This window comes from Pseudomonas fluorescens group sp. (assembly GCF_020093335.1).
Lineage (GTDB): Bacteria > Pseudomonadota > Gammaproteobacteria > Pseudomonadales > Pseudomonadaceae > Aquipseudomonas > Aquipseudomonas petroselini.
Window position 1 is genome coordinate 35,673 of sequence record NZ_JAIOKW010000040.1, and the last position, 17,245, is coordinate 52,917.

At 49.7% G+C, this 17,245-nt stretch carries 17 protein-coding genes and 3 pseudogenes; 11 read left to right on the plus strand and 9 right to left on the minus strand.

What is annotated here, in order from left to right; genetic code table 11:
* Positions 1 to 68 precede the first annotated feature (68 nt).
* A complete protein-coding gene (locus K7431_RS26290) occupies positions 69 to 959 on the plus strand; it encodes an MBL fold metallo-hydrolase (RefSeq protein ID WP_012723712.1) in 891 nt (296 codons plus the stop codon).
* A 100-nt stretch (positions 960 to 1,059) separates the two neighbouring features.
* Positions 1,060 to 1,602, plus strand: coding sequence for a cysteine hydrolase family protein (locus K7431_RS26295; RefSeq protein ID WP_043205215.1), 543 nt, complete (start codon positions 1,060 to 1,062; stop codon positions 1,600 to 1,602).
* 150 nt (positions 1,603 to 1,752) lie between these two features.
* On the opposite strand, the gene K7431_RS26300 is transcribed toward K7431_RS26295, so the two are convergent.
* A complete protein-coding gene (locus K7431_RS26300) occupies positions 1,753 to 1,989 on the minus strand; it encodes an IclR family transcriptional regulator domain-containing protein (RefSeq protein WP_052308660.1) in 237 nt (78 codons plus the stop codon).
* 55 nt (positions 1,990 to 2,044) lie between these two features.
* Positions 2,045 to 2,371 carry an IclR family transcriptional regulator domain-containing protein gene (locus tag K7431_RS31320; RefSeq protein ID WP_370636183.1) on the minus strand — a complete coding sequence of 109 codons (327 nt, stop codon included), beginning with the start codon at positions 2,369 to 2,371 and terminating at the stop codon, positions 2,045 to 2,047.
* Positions 2,372 to 2,430: 59 nt separating this feature from the next.
* Here K7431_RS31320 and K7431_RS26305 point away from each other — a divergent pair, with 59 nt between their 5' ends.
* On the plus strand, positions 2,431 to 3,099 hold the full coding sequence (locus K7431_RS26305; RefSeq protein WP_012723710.1) for an FUSC family protein: 669 nt from the start codon (positions 2,431 to 2,433) through the stop codon (positions 3,097 to 3,099).
* A gap of 21 nt (positions 3,100 to 3,120) precedes the next feature.
* Positions 3,121 to 3,462: a carboxymuconolactone decarboxylase family protein gene (locus tag K7431_RS26310; RefSeq protein WP_043205211.1), complete on the plus strand. Its 342-nt coding sequence runs from the start codon at positions 3,121 to 3,123 to the stop codon at positions 3,460 to 3,462.
* A gap of 399 nt (positions 3,463 to 3,861) precedes the next feature.
* Here the strand turns inward: K7431_RS26310 and K7431_RS26315 are convergent, their stop codons facing one another.
* Together K7431_RS26315 and K7431_RS26320 are read right to left on the minus strand one after the other, a co-directional pair.
* The gene (locus K7431_RS26315; RefSeq protein ID WP_224265959.1) at positions 3,862 to 4,134 is read right to left on the minus strand and encodes a DUF1652 domain-containing protein; all 273 of its coding nucleotides are present in this window, start codon (positions 4,132 to 4,134) and stop codon (positions 3,862 to 3,864) included.
* Positions 4,135 to 4,187: 53 nt separating this feature from the next.
* Positions 4,188 to 5,501: a methyl-accepting chemotaxis protein gene (locus K7431_RS26320; protein ID WP_012723707.1), complete on the minus strand. Its 1,314-nt coding sequence runs from the start codon at positions 5,499 to 5,501 to the stop codon at positions 4,188 to 4,190.
* Between the two features lie 312 nt (positions 5,502 to 5,813).
* Between K7431_RS26320 and K7431_RS26325 the strand changes: the two genes are divergently transcribed.
* The gene (locus K7431_RS26325) at positions 5,814 to 6,788 is read left to right on the plus strand and encodes a helix-turn-helix domain-containing protein (RefSeq protein WP_012723706.1); all 975 of its coding nucleotides are present in this window, start codon (positions 5,814 to 5,816) and stop codon (positions 6,786 to 6,788) included.
* A gap of 175 nt (positions 6,789 to 6,963) precedes the next feature.
* Here the strand turns inward: K7431_RS26325 and K7431_RS31325 are convergent, their stop codons facing one another.
* The 3 genes and pseudogenes from K7431_RS31325 to K7431_RS26335 all read right to left on the minus strand — a co-directional run bounded on the left by K7431_RS31325 (position 6,964) and on the right by K7431_RS26335 (position 9,195).
* Complete coding sequence (locus K7431_RS31325) at positions 6,964 to 7,845, minus strand: methyl-accepting chemotaxis protein (RefSeq protein ID WP_370636185.1); 882 nt, start codon at positions 7,843 to 7,845, stop codon at positions 6,964 to 6,966.
* Positions 7,819 to 8,592: pseudogene (locus K7431_RS31330) on the minus strand (MCP four helix bundle domain-containing protein); the annotation flags it as partial. The pseudogene K7431_RS31330 and the gene K7431_RS31325, both read right to left, overlap by 27 nt.
* A gap of 144 nt (positions 8,593 to 8,736) precedes the next feature.
* The gene (locus K7431_RS26335) at positions 8,737 to 9,195 is read right to left on the minus strand and encodes a hypothetical protein (protein WP_137201177.1); all 459 of its coding nucleotides are present in this window, start codon (positions 9,193 to 9,195) and stop codon (positions 8,737 to 8,739) included.
* A 329-nt stretch (positions 9,196 to 9,524) separates the two neighbouring features.
* Here K7431_RS26335 and K7431_RS26340 point away from each other — a divergent pair, with 329 nt between their 5' ends.
* Positions 9,525 to 10,487: a GlxA family transcriptional regulator gene (locus K7431_RS26340; protein ID WP_012723703.1), complete on the plus strand. Its 963-nt coding sequence runs from the start codon at positions 9,525 to 9,527 to the stop codon at positions 10,485 to 10,487.
* A gap of 116 nt (positions 10,488 to 10,603) precedes the next feature.
* Here K7431_RS26340 and K7431_RS26345 read toward each other — a convergent pair whose 3' ends face one another.
* Positions 10,604 to 10,969: a histone-like nucleoid-structuring protein, MvaT/MvaU family gene (locus K7431_RS26345; RefSeq protein ID WP_012723702.1), complete on the minus strand. Its 366-nt coding sequence runs from the start codon at positions 10,967 to 10,969 to the stop codon at positions 10,604 to 10,606.
* 171 nt (positions 10,970 to 11,140) lie between these two features.
* Positions 11,141 to 11,566: pseudogene (locus K7431_RS26350) on the minus strand (methyl-accepting chemotaxis protein); the annotation flags it as partial.
* Position 11,567: 1 nt separating this feature from the next.
* Between K7431_RS26350 and K7431_RS26355 the strand changes: the two are divergent.
* The 5 genes and pseudogenes from K7431_RS26355 to K7431_RS26375 all read left to right on the plus strand — a co-directional run.
* Positions 11,568 to 11,713 (plus strand): annotated as a pseudogene (locus tag K7431_RS26355) (potassium transporter TrkH); the annotation flags it as partial.
* 135 nt (positions 11,714 to 11,848) lie between these two features.
* Positions 11,849 to 13,171: a chloride channel protein gene (locus tag K7431_RS26360; protein ID WP_012723701.1), complete on the plus strand. Its 1,323-nt coding sequence runs from the start codon at positions 11,849 to 11,851 to the stop codon at positions 13,169 to 13,171.
* Between the two features lie 408 nt (positions 13,172 to 13,579).
* Entirely contained in the window at positions 13,580 to 14,416 is an 837-nt protein-coding gene (locus K7431_RS26365; RefSeq protein WP_003191438.1) for an isocitrate lyase/PEP mutase family protein, read from the plus strand.
* A gap of 84 nt (positions 14,417 to 14,500) precedes the next feature.
* A complete protein-coding gene (locus K7431_RS26370; protein ID WP_012723700.1) occupies positions 14,501 to 15,592 on the plus strand; it encodes a bifunctional transcriptional activator/DNA repair enzyme AdaA in 1,092 nt (363 codons plus the stop codon).
* 295 nt (positions 15,593 to 15,887) lie between these two features.
* Positions 15,888 to 16,985: a hypothetical protein gene (locus K7431_RS26375; protein ID WP_224265960.1), complete on the plus strand. Its 1,098-nt coding sequence runs from the start codon at positions 15,888 to 15,890 to the stop codon at positions 16,983 to 16,985.
* Positions 16,986 to 17,245: the final 260 nt, after the last annotated feature.

Genomic DNA, 17,245 nt, shown 5'->3' on the forward strand with positions numbered 1-17,245 from the left:
AGGCCACTGTTGAGTCCCAGAGTATTGGGCAAGAATGGAGTCACTGATGCAATAACAGGATTAACGAGATGAACTTTAAAACACTTCCAATCGCCCTCGGCCTTACCTGCACTGCCGCAACCTCTTCGGCATTTGCGAGCTCCGACACTCCCAATTCCCCGGACGCGGCCCATAAAGTCGACTTACAGCAAGTTCGCAACGCAACGGTAAAAATCTCCTACGGCGGCACGACCTTTCTGATCGACCCGATGCTGTCCAAAAAGGGTACCTACCCAGGATTTGAAAATACCTACCGTAGTGACCTGCGCAATCCCTTGGTTGATCTGACTGAGTCGCCCGAAAAAGTGATCTCTGGTGTAGACGCCGTCATCGTCACTCATACGCATCTTGACCACTGGGACGATGCCGCACAGAAAGCGCTGCCTAAAGACATCCCGCTGTTTACGCAGCACGAGGAGGATGCGAAGTTGATCCGCTCCCAAGGCTTCAAAAATGTGCGCGTACTGACTGACGAAGCTGAATTCGGCGGCGTCAAAATCACCAAGACCGGTGGTCAGCATGGCACCGACGAAATGTATGCAGTACCCGCTTTAGCGAAGCCTCTTGGCGAAGCAATGGGCGTTGTTTTTCAAGCTCCAGGCTACAAGACCCTTTACCTGGCCGGTGACACTGTCTGGCGTAAAGAGGTCGACCAGACCATTGAGAAATATCATCCCGAAGTCATCGTACTGAATGCCGGGAAAGCAATGATGACCGGCTATAAGGGATCGATCATCATGGGCGAGGAAGACGTTCTACGCGCCTCAAAGGCTGCGAAGGACGCGAAAATCGTCGCAGTGCACCTGGACGCAATTAACCACATGTCTCTGACTCGTGACGAGCTACGCACATACGTCAAAAAGCAAGGTATCGAGAGCCGGGTCGATATTCCGGAAGATGGCGCTTCACTGGAGTTCTGACTCAAACCTTTTGGGTTCGGAATAAGGCAGGTGCTCTACCTGCCGATCTGAGCCTTCGTCACCCATTCCCTATGCTCGGATAATTGACCGGAGATCGTTCATGAAACGTGGCCTTGTAGTAGTTGATCTGCAAAACGAATACCTGCCCACTGGCAAGCTGCCTTTGACCGGCATCGACACCGCTGTCGAGAATGCTATCCGAGTGATCAGCCACTTCCGTGATAAGGGGTTTCCTGTTTTCCACATACGACATGAGTCCGCTGAAGGCGCTCCGATCTTTGCGAAGGGATCCAAGGGTGCGGAAATTCAACCAGATGTAGCTCCACAAGGTAATGAACCTGTAGTCGTAAAAAAACACATCAACGCCTTCAGAGAAACCGATCTGAAACAGCAGTTGGAAGCCGCTGATGTCCAGGAAGTCGTAGTCATAGGCGCGATGAGCCACATGTGCATCGACGCAGTAGTTCGTGCGGCGGTGGACATGGGCTATCCGGTTACTGTGCTGCACGATGCCTGCGCGACCTTGGATCTCAAATTTGGTGGTGTAAACGTTCCAGCCGCTCATGCACATGCAACGATGATGGCAGCCTTTGAGTTCGGCTACGCCACCGTCAAATCGGTGGACGAGTACCTGTCGGCCTAACCGCGCGACGACTTGACTTTGCGGGGCCCCATGGGGCCCTTGCTTTCATCATCAACGCACTAGCAATTTGATGGCGCCGGCAACGAGTTAAGCATTCATCGCCTTAGATTCAGACGGACTATACCTTGTCAGGATCGTCCCGCTTGTGCGCTAGCCGACTATACCGATCTCTTTGAACACTCCAGCCTTGCAAGGCAATAACTCCTCAATGTAGGTATCGCGAGCCCTTTCGAAACGAAATGTAGGGATTGGCATTGAGATTGCAAAACGGCCTAACACTGTATCCAGCGCGACAGCTGTCGTGGTGATGCCCTCGATGAGTTCACCGTGATCGCTTGAAATCCCGGTTTTGCGAATATTGTCCAACTGTTTCAGCAGCGTCAACAATACTGCCGTCTCCTGCTTCGTAGCGATTTCAGCTGCAAACAGAGCCTTAACGTCCTCATTTTTTGTCTAGAGCCAAGAGCGCCCGTCCAACAGATGTCCCATACAACGGGGTATCCAATTGGCCAAGACGTGGCACCACCTGTAACTCACGATCAGCAACAACACGGTCTCCAACGATCAGTTGGATGCCGGCAGGCCTCGAAAATACAACCGTCTCTTGAACCACCTCGCTCAGCTTATGCAGCCAAGGGCGAACGACAGTCATGCGGTCGACATGGGCATTCGCGACAAGCCTTAACAAACCCGCCCCGAGACTGATTCCTCCGGCTCCTTCACTCCGAATCATTCCCTGCTCTTCCAGCGCTCCTACGATGCGCTGCACCGTTGAGCGAGGCAGATCTACCGCCTGGGCTCACTTGTTTTCCTAAGCGCTATCGGGGTATGGACTCTGTCAGGAGAACAAGCCGCACTCATCATGATGATCGTGCTACCTGTCTTGCTCTCCCAGGCATTCTCCTCACACCCAGTGCCACGCGTGGCAACCGCCAAGTTACTGGGGGAGCCTTGATCGCCATCCCTGTCGCTATCCTGTTTGTACTCAGTTCGCTTGCGCAGGGTTCGGGCGATTTCGAGATGTTGATCCTGGTGCTTTCTGCGCCTCTTTTTCTGGGGCTGATGAGCATGACGTCACCGACACTCGCCCCCTACGGGCTTGGTTTCTGCCTCACCTTGGCTGTGCTTGTTCAGCCGAGCAACTACATGACATTTGCAGTCGATCAATGCCTGTCCACGGGACTGGGAATCGCAGCGGGCCTCGGCTTGCTGTACGCAGGGTTTGATCTGTTAGGGCCGCCCAAGGCCACATGGCTGCAGCGACGAATTATCAGAGCACTTAATTCCGACTTGGAAAAAATGCGGAAAAAGCGATTGTCAGTCAACTGGCTTACACAACGTGCGGCTGAGCGTCTGGCCTTTCTCGCTGCATACGAGCCGCCATCGCCGGTCGGTAGGAAGCTGACACAGCGTGGGCTTAAAGTATTTGAGTCTGGCCACCGCATGACCGTGAACTCAATCAAGCAGCACCAAGCATCAAATTCCACGCTCCAATAATGAATTTAAAGGTATACAAAAATGCACAACCATCAGGCTGATGCTAACTTCGTGCGAGATCTCCAAGAGGCTGCCCCCGAAATGGTCGCGGCATTTTTCAACTTTGACAAAGCTGTATTCAACAAGGATGTCGGTAGCCTGAATTTAGCCACGCGGGAATTAATCGCTGTTGGCGTAGCAGTGACTACACAGTGTTCTTCTTGCATTACCGACCATGCGAAGCGAGCCATCAGCGCGGGGGCGTCGAAGCAAGATGTAGCCGAGGCGATCATGGTAGCGACAGCGCTTCGAGCGGGTGGAGGGATTACCCATGGATGGCAAGCGATGAAAGCTGCCCATCAAAGTGATGAGTCACGACGCTAAAGCAGTATTCGTCTGGGTACGTTTCAAAAAAACGCTATCGGATCGAAGCTGCGCATCGCGGCAATCCGATCTTTGCACAGAAATAAAACGTGATGTGGACTTGCTTGGCGTGCCCGACCCTTCGAGTCTGGAAAAACATATGTGAGGCATTCAATCAGTCCATTAATGCAAGTTAGAGCTTACCAAACGAGGTCATTCTCATCTAATCACTTCACTCGAAAGTAATGGGTGCCAAACACACGGTGGGCACGCATAAGTATAGCACGGGATGTCTCCCACCCGACTTTATCGCCTTTTACCAAACAATTTCGGTCGCTCCGGGTAAATCGGTATGAATATTTTACCGTGAGCAGAATGAAGGCACACGAGCGGAAAGAATGTCGGGGTATGGAAAAAGACTTATCTCCTACCGATCTGAGAGAACGAACGTCGGCAAGCGTCGATCTCAAAGCTCAGCTCTTCGATCAGCGACGAAAGTGCGGAACTGGACGCAAGGATATCACCACGGACAGCGGTAACAAGAAGATCCACACGACCAGAACAAGGTTCGTAAAGTTTGATAGTAAGGGTGCCATCTGCGCTCAATGTACAATCGCACGAAAGTGGTCGAAAAGCCGACTCAAGAGCCTTTCGCAACTGAAGCGCAGAAATTCCTGCTAGTATTTTTGACACCCGGAGACGCCCTATCAGAGGGTCTACTAAACTCAACCTATAATAGATTGCTTTCAGTCACATTTAGAAGCAAACATGCTCACCGCCTCAACCGCATCGCTTGTTCCCCTTTGGATTTGGGATATAACCTCTCCCGCTTGATCAGCCAGCATCACGCCGCGCTGTGCACGATCGCGCGTAGAAACCATGCTCGCCACCGCGTCGCGTGTCTCAGTAAGAATTCTACCGATCATTTCTGCAATTTCCGCTGTAGAGCGGCTTGTACGTCCCGCCAGCTGTCTGACTTCATCCGCCACTACCGCAAATCCACGACCTTGGTCACCGGCACGTGCTGCCTCGATTGCAGCATTCAGCGCAAGTAGGTTGGTCTGTTCAGCGATACCCCGTATAGTGTTGACGATAGCCGTTATTTGCTCCGATCTATCCCCCAACTCTCCAACCAATCGCGCAGATATTCCAATGCTCTCAGCTATTGAGCGCATCTCAATCGCTGTCTCGTGAATGACCTGCGCTCCTTGTTTTGCAACTCGCTCAGTTTCAGCGGAAATATGGTACGCACGTGATGCACCTTGGGCATCTTCGCCAATTTTCTCAATGCGAGCTGTAATGTCGCTAGCAAATTTTATAATCTTGATTAACTTCCCATCACGATCGTAAACAGGATTATAACTTGCCTCTAGCCAGACCGTTTTGCCGCTCTTGGCTATTCTTTTGAATTGGCCGCTAAAAAAATCGCCCGCATTCAGGCGTCGCCAAAAATCAATGTATCCTTCTGTGCGCGTCAACTCCGGCTCACAAAACAAACTATGATGCTTCCCTTTTAATCCGGACACATCATAACCCACAACATTTAAAAAGTTCTGATTTGCACATATTATATTTCCACATGTGTCAAATTCAATAATTGCCATCGCCCTGTCAATCGCATTCAATTTCGCGCGCAATTCTGAATCTCGAGCGACTTGCTCCGTTACATCAAAGGCGAATTTTATTATTTTTTCGACTTTCCCAGATGCGCCCAACAGTGGGCTATAAGTGGCTTCAATCCAAATAACTTCACCATTCTTCGTAATCCGAGGGAAGGTGCCAGACAATGACTCTCCTAACTGCAGCCTCTGCCAAAAAGAAGGATATTCAGGGCTTCGGCCAAAGCTCGCCAGGCAAAAGTCTTTGTGCGTTTTGCACAAAATCTCGTCAGCATGATAACCAAACAAGCGCAAAAAATTATTATTCGCACTTGCCACATTTCCCTCTGCATTAAACTCAATGATAGCCGTTGACCGATCAAGAGCCACAAACAATTCGTTAAGCTCGCTGCTTTTAGCTTCCAAATCGGATAGTTTTCTTTTCAGTGCTTTATTAAACATGATCAGCCCTTAGTAAATGATAACGAAATGAATAGTTATTGCGCAAAACCTAATGGATAACTCTCTACCCCTCAAGCTCAATCCACACCTAATTGTCAACTAGCCATTGGGCTAAAAATAGAGGGCTACCGTCAACTCGCGACCAGGATAAATATGACTTTTTATAAACACCAGCAACAAAAAAAAATAATTCTGCGCTTTTCTTTAGTATTGCGCTTTTCTTTGATTATCAATTCAAATGCAATAAAAACGGAATTGAATGCAGGGCGGGGCAAAAGCTATAATAGAATTTTCTGTGACCACGAATGAATGATGGATATCTACGGCGCTAACAAACTACATTTTCATGACATAGGGGATGCGTCAGAGCACTTCCAAAGCTACGATAATTTCATGTCGATAACTCCGGGTTTGAACGGGACGCTAGACTATGAAAAAAGGTTTTGTGTTATGGGCACGTCATTCGTAAGTCTTTCTTATAGCCAGTCTGGATGGGGATATAGAACGTCGAACGAACTGGATGGTTTCTCTATTACAGTTCCACATTCTGGCTTTATGCAATGGCGCAACCATAATGGAATACACAGGGTCGAGCGAGGAGCTCTCGTAATCGCTGACCAGAGAGAAATATTTCTCGCGAATTATGCCGAGGGAATAAACTACACAACGATATATATTTCCAACGCTGACATGGCAAAACAACTTACCTTGATCTTAGGCTACTCCCCTAAATCGAGAATTTTTTTCGACCAAAGAACAAGCGAACGATGGCAGATTAATTCTATCCAGAGACTCGTAGAAACCATTTTAGATTTTTCGGAAAAATCACCAATATTTGTAAAAAGAGTTGCTGACAGCCTAAAAGAAAGCTTGATAGGTTTTTTTCTCTGCAACTTTCGTAACAATTACACTTTGAGTATCCTGGGCCCCAAAAGATCCATCACGCTTACGCCTCACTTAATCAACATGGCTGCAGAATACATGGCATCCAGTGTAGACCCACACTTAACCGTGTGCGAAGTCGCCACCCATGCAGGCCTTAGCGTTCGCTCTCTGCAAATGGGGTTTAAGAAATTTAAGAACACTACGCCTATCGTCTTTTTGCGAGAGCAGAGACTGGAAAAAGCGAGGCGTATGTTAAACATGGAGGATAACTCCCTCACTCCAAAAGAAATTGCATACGCGTGTGGCTTCACCAATTATCAATCCTTTTGCAAATACTACAGTCTTAAATATTTCATTCATCCTTCGTTCATAGGACAGCCCTCTCTTCGTAAGAAATCGTGACACACACGGGTTTATTAGGTGCGAGCAAGTTGAGAGAGGTGATTGGTGGCGGCTGGAAGATCAGCGAGCACGCAGCGGCGGCTCCTGGGCTTTGCTGCGGGCTCACCTAGGGTACCGCGCCTGGTACGCGCATTCCAATAAAGCAGCTCTTAAAGTATTTTCAAATGCACCAATATCAAACTTTAAACTTTTGAACGAGATGGTTCAAGTTAACCGCTAGCCGACTGAGTTCATTGCTGGCCTTAATTGTTTGATTTGCACCCTCGCTGCTTTGGATCGCTAAAGATCTAATGCTCAACAAGCTCCTGTCAACGTCTCTAGCGACGTGTGCTTGTTGCTCCGATGCGACTGCGATCTGTAGGTTACGCTCGTTGATTTGAAGAACGGAATCCGTGATCTGCCGCAATGATTGACCCGCCCCCTCAGCTGTCCTTTTAGTATTATAAACTTCTTCAGTGCTTCGACGTATTGACTCGACTGTTGTTGAGGATCCACTCTGAATTGCTGTTATCATTTTCTCTATTTCCAAGGTGGAAATTTGAGTTCGATGCGCGAGCGCTCTCACTTCATCAGCAACAACAGCGAACCCCCTCCCTTGTTCGCCTGCGCGTGCGGCTTCAATTGCGGCGTTTAAAGCCAACAGGTTGGTTTGCTCCGCTATACTTCTGATTACGCCTACGACTTGGCTTATATCTTCCGCCTGTCCCGCCAATTCTGTCACCTGAGAGGCGGAGCTTTCCACGAGCTCTGTCAAAGTCTCTACGGCAGACAAAGTTTCGGAAACACGGAGATTACCGAGCTTAGCCGCCTCACTAGACTCCTGGGCTGCTTGGGAGGTAGAGGTTGCGTTACGAGCAACTTCTTCAACTGCGGAAGTCATTTCTGTTACAGCAGTGGCAGCTTGTTCAATTTCGCTATTCTGTTGCTGAAGATGCCGATCCGCAGCCTCAGTTATGGAGGTCATTTCGACTGCAGCTGAACTCAGCTGGATGGACGCTTCAGAAATTTCTAAAACTGTGTCCTGGAGATTCTTAGACATAAGATTGAGGGCAACCATTAGCCTAGAAACCTCATCTGTGCCCGTAATTTCAAGACGCCGCGTAAGATCCCCCGACGCAATTTCCTCAGCAAGCCTGAGCGAGTCCCCCACAGGCTTTACTATACTGCGCGTCAATGCTATAGCTAAAACAATAGTAAGCAAAAGAGAAACGACAACAATAGTAACAAGTACATTCACGCTTTCATTATAAACAACGTCCGCCTCGACCCCCAAAGCTTTTGCTTGTTCGGCATTGAACTGCCTAATAACATTAAGTTTTTCCTGAAATGAGCTGGCATTATCCGCTTGGGTAGAATTAGCAAATATCAAGGCCTGCTCATGCTCAGACAAGTCAAGCTTTGACAATTGCGCAAGCCCTGCAATATAAATCTTCATTGCTTGATCTGCAGCCTCGAATTGCTCCCGATCCTTCTCACCAGCCATGAGGTTCTTACGATAGTAATCGCTACGCTCTTCTAATATTTGCACCGAATGTTGGACTTTAGCTTCGGCGGCGCTTTTCCCCGCCACATTTGTTGAGTTAGCAAGCATCCTGATGCTTTCTAGCCGGGCGTTAAGCAAGGAGATTTGGATATCATCGATAGTCTGCGTACTCGGCAAAGCATTTTCTGCTAACTGTTGTCCGGCGGCCCTTAAGTGAGATAGCTGCACGTAAGCGAAAACACCTAAGAAAATGAGAATGGCAGTGATACTTCCGAAACATAAAGTAGCTTTAGTTGAAATACCTAAATTCTTGAAATTCATAGCGACTCCGACAGTCGTCTTTCATCACAAGCTAGCTAGCCTGGACAAGTATTTTAATAGAAATAATGCATATTATTGCGCTAGGCAATAACCTTAACTAATTTTACTGCGATACGGAAGTAGCTCGCATGCTAGTGCGCTTCGTCACGATTCGTCGACAAGACTAATTTCCGCATTAAATAATTCATCATCAAGCTTCTTCAAGGTTCGGACACTTTTAATCAACACTTTCTTATAGTCACGAAATGCCTCCCAAAGCGGATCATCCGGGTCATCCGGAATCTCCATTTCGAGATTGGCTGTAAGTGAATTGAGATAACTAAGGCTTTCGCCGATGTTACGCTTAATAGACGTTTTCAATGCTTCAAGTGAAAAATTCAGTTTCTTCAACTCTCTAGCAAGCATATAGGAAGGCAACGAGGTAGTTTTATTGGTATCACTTACGTCGAGTTGCGCAGCTTTTTCCACCTCAAGATTAGCGAGCAAAAAGGTATGCTCAAGCGCCCGCACTGAAAAAACAATCCCACCTACATCTTCTACCATCTGCATGGTAAGTTCTTCGCATTTTTGTGTTGCTTCTATATATTTTTTTAATTTAGGCATTATAGGAAACCAGCAGAGTTCGTTGACTATCATGAAATTATTATTTTCTTGTCTTCCATGACGACGAGCGCGCTGAAGCTGAACCAAAATTTTATGGCTAACTATCCCTCGCTTTGAAGATGTATTTACGCGCAATCCAGATCATATGCGTGTCTAAAACCGATAACACTGTTAAAAGAATCCGTTTTTGCAATCTAACGTTGGCTCAAGGAAGGTGGCGATGTGATCATAATACGCTATCATTTCGTCCGAAAAAAATGACAACAGGTTGACGATTCACGCCAAAAATGGATTCATGCGCACTACATAGGTGCGCAGGAATCCGCTGAATGCTAACTAAAACGATTCAGTTCATCGCTTTTGCCCAAGCTAATTTGATCGACCTGGCCGGCCCTCTAGAAGTATTTTCAACAGCCAACTATTTTTCAGATCCGAAAGCTCCGCCCTACCATCTATCGATGGTTTCGCTTGATAGCGTAGCCGCTTTGCTTCCTGATACCTATATCCACACCGCCCTTCTAGATGAGAGCTCACTAGCCCCACATACGCTAATCGTTCCTGGTGGGTTAGGCATATACGAATTCTGTAAACATCCCCAATTTAGCGCTGTATTTAAGGCTCACGTTGAGAAAGTGACGCGTCTGGTCTCCGTTTGTACAGGAGTGTTTGGACTAGGCGCAGCCGGAGCGCTCTCAGGCTGCAAAGTTACAACCCACTGGTCTGCGTATGATGAACTTGAGAAAACTCATCCAGATGTTTTACTTCGTCGTGGGCCTATATTTGTCAACGATGGACGCATTTGGACGTCAGCTGGTGTCACCTCAGGTATTGACTTAGCCTTAGCACTTGTTGAAGCTGATTTAGGGCACGCTTTAGCTTTGAAAGTCGCGAAGCACTTAGTCGTATTCTTAAAGAGGCCTGGTGACCAGAGTCAGTTTAGCTCTAGCTTAGATTTGCAAACCAGAAGTTGCACTTTTTCTGATCTGCATGCATGGGTAAATGAAAACCTTGTAGAAGACTTGTCTATCGCGGCGCTTGCCAAGCGAATGCATATGAGCGAGCGTACCTTCATAAGAAGGTACAGGACAACAACAGGGCAGACCCCGAGCAAGATGGTCGAAAAACTAAGAGTTGATGCCGTACGTCACTTGCTGGTGAGCACCGAGTGCCCTCTCAAGGAAATCGCACACTTGACGGGACTGGGACATGAGGCAAGTTTGATAAGGAAATTTTGGAAGTTTTTTGGCGTAACTCCAAGTGAGTATCGCCAAAGATTTAAGTCAACCATATGAATGTACGGTCTGACCATCAGACTGCTGATATTACTCGTCAACGAGCGTTATAGCTGATCCCGCACAGTAAAATTGTGAGCAAGAAGGCCCCATAAGGGCCTCCTTGCAGAAGGTGATTACTTGCTCAGCCAAGACTCAACTGTCGCGGCGCCGTGCTTGGATTTCCAATCTTTAAGCGTTTTGTGGTTACCACCCTTGGTTTCGACGACTTCACCAGTGTGAGGGTTTTTATAAACCTTCAACTGGCGAGGCTTGCGACTGCCCACTTTGGACTCGGCTACTGGAGCCCGTTGACCGGCTTGCGGATCAAGCAGGTTGATCACGTCCTTGAGGCTGTAGCCGTATTTTGCGAGCAAATCGCGCAGCTTCGTTTCGAATTCGATTTCTTTCTTGAGGCCTGCATCCCCCTTGAGGGCTTCGAGAGCTTGGAGCTGTTCGGCGAGGTGTTTTTCTAGCTGGCGGAATTCTGCGAGTTTGGACATGGGAGTTTCCTGAGTAATTAGTATTGTCACGTTACGAGAGAATAGACACTCGCAGGAAGGAGAAGACTCAACTCTTAGACCCCTATAAAATGCTGGGTGTTAACGCGCTATCGGTAGGAGCGTAAGCAAAAGCTGGAGGGAGGCAACAAGTTGAGCTCCCCTTCTGTCGCGTTACAGCTTGAAACGCGAAACGACAGTACGCAGTTGCCCAGCCAGCAGCGAGAGTTCTTCCGCAGTCACAGCGTTGTCCTCTATCCCCTCCATCAATGCAAGGCTACCGTTACGAATCTCAGTCACATTGCGATTTATATCCTCCGAGACGGCGTGCTGCTGAACCGCCGCGCTGGCTATCTGGGTGTTGATTCCTACGATTTGCTCAACGCCGTCATTGATTGCATCCAGGCTGGTAGAGGCCTGATCAGCGGATTCGATGCACTCCTGCGCGCGCAGTTTTCCCGCTTTCATTTGCTCGACGGCGTCGCCTGTTGCCAGTTGCAGCTCTTGGATAATCCGGCGGATCTCTTCAGTGGAGTTTTGTGTGCGCGAGGCCAGAGTTCTGACCTCGTCGGCGACCACCGCGAATCCTCGACCCTGCTCAGGCTTAGGCACAATCATCGGCCCCCTGGTAACTTCTCGTCATTACCTGACGCTGCAAAATGGTTGCTTACCATTGGCATGCTGCTGGGACGGCTGGAGATACTCACCGTCCTGGTACTCGTAAAACCGGTTTTTTGGAGGTATTAGTCCTATCAATGAATAGGTGAATACCCATGGGCGCGAAAAAAGCCTGTCGAGCGACTCCGCCAAAGCTGTTTGGAACGAGCTGCTTATTTGGTTAGTCTTGCGGTCAATACAGCGACTTCAAGAGGAGCTCCTCGGGTGATCAAGCCGATAATGCTGTTACGCCGAGGCTTCGCCTCCATACGCTGGCGCACCAGGGTAACGCTATGGATTGCAGCAACCATTGCTGGGCTGCTGGTGGTGGCTTTCGCTAGGCTGGCAGACATGGCCTTGGCGCAGTTTGCTCAACAGACCGCTGAGCGAGCGTGGCTTCCGCTTGTTTACACCCCAATGATCGGCATGCTCGTAGTCTTGCTGACAACGCGCTTTTTTGTGGGCGCCCAAGGTAGCGGAATTCCTCAGGTAATCGCAGCAACACGACTTGCACGTCAAGGTAAGCCCATTAACAGACTGGTTTCATTGCGCATTGCTTTCGCCAAGATAAGCCTTGGAAGTCTGGCGCTGACGGGCGGCTTTTCGGCGGGGCGTGAAGGCCCCTCAGTGCAAGTTGCCGCATCCATCATGCAATTCTTTCACCGCTTCCTGCCCAATGCGCGAATCGTGCGCAGCGAGGATCTCATTCTGGCGGGAGGTGCAGCGGGTATTGCGGCAGCATTCAACACGCCCTTGGCAGGGATCGCATTCGCGGTAGAAGAACTTGGACGCAAGCTGGAGACCCGTACCAGCGGGGTTCTTCTCAGCACCATTATCCTCTCTGGGATGGTTGCCATTGCCTTGCAGGGAAACTACAACTATTTCGGTCACTTCGGCATTCAGGACATAAACCTCGACATTGTCGTCCCGGCATTAGTCATAGGAATTGGATGCGGGCTATTGGGTGGTTTGTTTAGTCGAATGTTGTTATGGCCGCAGCGGCATCCACACTTCATCATCTGGCAATGGCGGCGCCTGCACCCGGTGTGGTTTGCCGGCATCTGTGGATTGGTCGTCGCCATCTTAGGTTGGTTGAGCGGCGGAATGTCGTTCGGTAGTGGGTACGGCATTACTTCTCAGGTCATCGCATCCGATGTAGTCCTGCCATGGCACGCCCCCATTACTCGCTTCTTAGCGACCGTAGTGACCTACTTCTCTGGTATTCCAGGAGGTATTTTCGCCCCCTCGCTCGCTGTAGGGGCCGCAGTCGGCGCCAATACCGCAGAGCTATTCCATCTGGCCGCGCAGCCCACTATTGCACTCTGCATGGTCGGATTTCTGGCTGCCGTTACTCAGTCGCCAATCACCTCCGCAATCATTGTGATGGAGATGATTAATAGCCACAGCATGGTGATCAGTCTCATGGCGGTAGCCCTGATCGCCAAGGCTGTCAGTTCAAGAATGGGCCCTGAGTTGTATCAGCAGTTGGCGCGAGGCTTTCTCGAGAGTGCAGAACCTGCCACTAAGCCAAAGATTCCTACTCGATAAGCCTACCGCGTGGTCGTTCTAGCCAGTGAGCTCAGTTTATCCTTCTCATGCTGCAGCGCTAACGTGTCCTCTGCACGAGTGATAAGAAGATCCACGTGCCTGCCGCATGCATCCTTAAAGATCGCTGGGTTTATTCCAGCGAGACTGATGCACCTGCATCGCTTTGCCTTTCAGTGCAGCGTTGGCGATGGAAGAAGATCGTAATCATCTATCCGATCCCTGCAATGACTGGATGTGTACGGCAACGTCTTTCAGCAGGCTTTTGAGTAGGTATTCACCCATTCCTAGCCCGCAGAAACTATATTCGCTAGATCTTAAATCACTGTCGATTTCTCGGTGGAGACGTCTGTGTAGTCAGCTTACGATAGCGCGATCTGCATCAGTCTTCTCTCTCCGGGGCACCACTGAATGACGCCACTAAGTGCGGTTTTCCGCAACCTTCACCAAGATAATTTGTTGGTACTCGCCAACGTGAGCGATGCTGGCAGCGCACGTATTGTCGAGAGCGTAGGGAGTAAGGCAGTCGCGACCAGCAGCGCCGCCGTTGCTTGGGCGCATGGATACCAGGATGGCAATCAACTTCCCCTAAAACTGCTGACTACTACAGTTGAGTCAATGGTTCGAGTGCTTACAGTCCCCCTCACGGTCGATGTCGAAGGGGGCTATTCCGACGACCTTGAATCGGTTGCTAAAGTTATTGACTGCGTAGTTAGGGCTGGAGCCGTTGGAATCAACATTGAGGACGGAACAGGCAGCACTGATCTGATTTTGCGAAAAATCGAAGTGGCAAAGAAGGTAGCAAACAAGCATGGAATAGACTTGTTCGTGAACGTACGAACTGACGTTTATCTGAGATGTTTGGTAGAGCCAGCGCGACAATTGCCAGAGACCCTCTTCCGTGCATCGCTGTTCGAGCAAGCAGGTGCAGACGGCATCTTTGCGGCTGGAATGGTTGAGGAAAACGACATTGCTACACTGTGCGAGGCAACGCGGCTACCCGTCAACCTGCTTGCCTGGAACGGCCAACCCGGCATGGATGAATTAACGAGTCTAGGCGTCAAACGGCTAAGCGCTGGTTCCAGCATTGCTGAATTCTTATGCGGCGCCAACAAGGCGTTCGCCAAGAGCTTCCTGCGAACGGGAAAGCTTTTCGAGTATCCATTGGACGCATATACCTACAGCGACCTGAATAACCTTATGGCAGCAAAAAAACACCTAAGCGAAAAGTTATCTTCGCCCTATTAATCTGTGATCCGCATGAAAATCGCCGCTGTTTTCCGCACCTCGAAAGCGATTTTCACACCCATTCGAAGACGAGGCTACGCTCTAATGAGATCTTACAATCACGCTCTTCCGCCCAGAAGCGAGATGGTAAATGCGATGCTATGCAGCGACACCGCCTATGAAGGCGTTTTTTTCACTGCTGTCAAAACTACAGGTATTTTTTGCCGCCCTACATGTGGTGCACGTAAGCCAAAGCCCGAGAATGTAGAGTTCTTTTCGCAGGCCAACGAAGCGATGGCTGCAGGTTATCGGCCTTGCTTACGATGCAAGCCATTAGATCTCGCGGCTTCCGCGCCAGATTGGGTCAAGGGGCTCCTGGCCTCTGTATCTGCATCACCTGACGCTCGCTGGAGTGATGCTGAACTAACTACGCGTGGTATCGATCCGTTACGCTTACGCAGGTGGTTCAAACAAAATTTTGGCATGACTTTTCATGCATGGATGCGCTCTAGAAGGCTCGGTGTCGCCCTAGGCCGGATTTCTTCGGGCGAAACCCTGGATAACACAGCATTTGACTTAGGATACGAGTCATTGAGTGGCTTTAGGGATGCTTTCAAAAAAACATTTCAAATGCCCCCCGGTAAGGCAACTGAAACGTCCCTCCTGCTTTATCGCCATCTGACTACACCATTGGGCCCAATGATTGCCATGGCAGAGGAACGAGGTTTGGTACTCCTCGAATTTCTTGACCGTCCAGCGCTAACCGCTGAATTAAACGAACTGCGTGGGCGTCATGGGTATTCAATTGCGCCTGGCGAGCATCTCCACATCAAGCAAATCGAAGTGCAACTAAAACTTTATTTTGAGGGAAAGCTAAAGAAATTTTCAGTACCGCTCCATATGCCAGGCAGTTCTTTTGACAGGCTTGTGTGGGCAGAGCTTTTAAAAATCGACTATGGAACCATTTCAACCTACGGTGCCATCGCTGGGGCCATCGGTAAGCCAGGTGCAAGCCAAGCAGTGGGCAATGCAAATGGACACAATCGCTTATCCATTATCGTTCCCTGTCACCGTGTCATAGCGACGAATGGAGCACTCGCCGGATATGGCGGAGGACAGCCCCGAAAAGAATTTTTACTGCGTTTGGAGAAGACTGCTTTGCAGATAACTCAACAGGACGAATTCCTGTTGGATTAGCTGCTAATCGGAACATATGCAGACACAACTAAAGAGTTCCGGAAACAGCCCCTCCGAACTCCAGAACTAATGGCGTAAGTCCCCACGTGTCAGCAGGTTAATTCCACATCACCTATTTCCCAACGGTGCTGGATTGAGTGATACGCGATGAGACATCCCGGGCTAACCACAAGACGTGTTGGACAGAACCTTACGATCAGCTATTGTCGCACCAGTTTAAGCTTGGCTTCTAACGTATCAGCGAGCGTTCTAAATGCAATCAATACTACGCTTCAGGACTATCACGTTTGGTCTGATGCTTTTTGCAAGCCAACCCCGTGCAGACTCACTGGTAAGCGAAGAACAACTCTTACTGCCCATCCAGGTTGACTCACATATTGAGAAAATCGAAGCATTAATCGTTCGTCCCGTAAAGGAGGGTAAGTACCCCATTGCACTGATTGTTAACGGCTCGGCGGCAACATCTCCGTCCGCCGCACATGCCGATTGGCTTGCTCATATCGCTCACGACTTTGCGCACCGTGGCTGGCTTGCCGCATCTATTGTATGGCCCGGCTATGGTCGTTCGACCGGAAACTTCATGAATGAAGGGGGAACTTGCACCAATCCCAACGTGGCACGATTTCTCGATGCGCATGGCAGAGAGCTTGGCGCCGCATTGGCGGCTGTGCGTGAGCGTCCAGATGTAGATCCATCCTTGGCAGTAGGTGTTGGTATCTCTATCGGCGGAGCGTCAATGCTAGACCTCGCGGCTCAACCAAGTCACCCATTGACGGCGGTAGTTAACATCTCTGGCGGCGTTTACCACTACACAAATGTGGGCTCTGCGGACTCTAATTGCTCGTTATATCAAACTGATCTTGTGCGAAACCTCACGAAATTTGGCAAAGGCAACCCAACGCCAACGCTCTGGATTTACGCCGAGAATGATCCGTTTTTCAGCCCAGATCTTGTAGGTCGGATGATCGCGGGCTACCGCTCGGCGGGAGGTAATGCTGAACTGGCGCTGCTACCCCCATTCGGTAGGGATGGGCACTCGCTCTACAAACAAGAGGCCAATACCCTTTTAAAGCCTCATATCGAAGATTTTCTCAGGAGCAACCGGCTTCCTGCCATGGACGACAGCGCATTAATGCTGCTGCTTTCGAAGCTGGCTCCCGAAGACCGTGCGAGCGCTGAGGCTTATCTTCAGAGCGTTACCGAGAAAGCCATGGCCATGTCCAAGGAAAGTAGCAGCATTTACTGGTACTACGGCGCGCGCTCACTCAAGACAGCACGAAAGCAGGCGCTTAGCAATTGTCGCAAGGCAACTGGCAAGCCCTGCCAGCTCGTTGCGCAAAATATGGAGTTGATTGATGGCTGGCAAGATGTGGTTTCCCCATCGGAGAAATGACGAGCCGCTTGGCGTATCGACCATATCGCACTGAGTAACCAACGCAAGCGGAGCGCGCAGGCTGGCACAGCCGAAGGCGTGAAGGATGGACGCCCGCAGGGCCGAGATACGGCGGGACGCGGGAGCTCGGTTCGTAAGCGTCTGCCAAAGTCACCTTGTATGACTCAGAACGGTATAAGCAGTCCTTCAGAAAGCCGTAGGACGGCTGATAATCCATGGCCTGACCTCATCCGGCGTCATGAAAAGCCTCGTTTATCGCG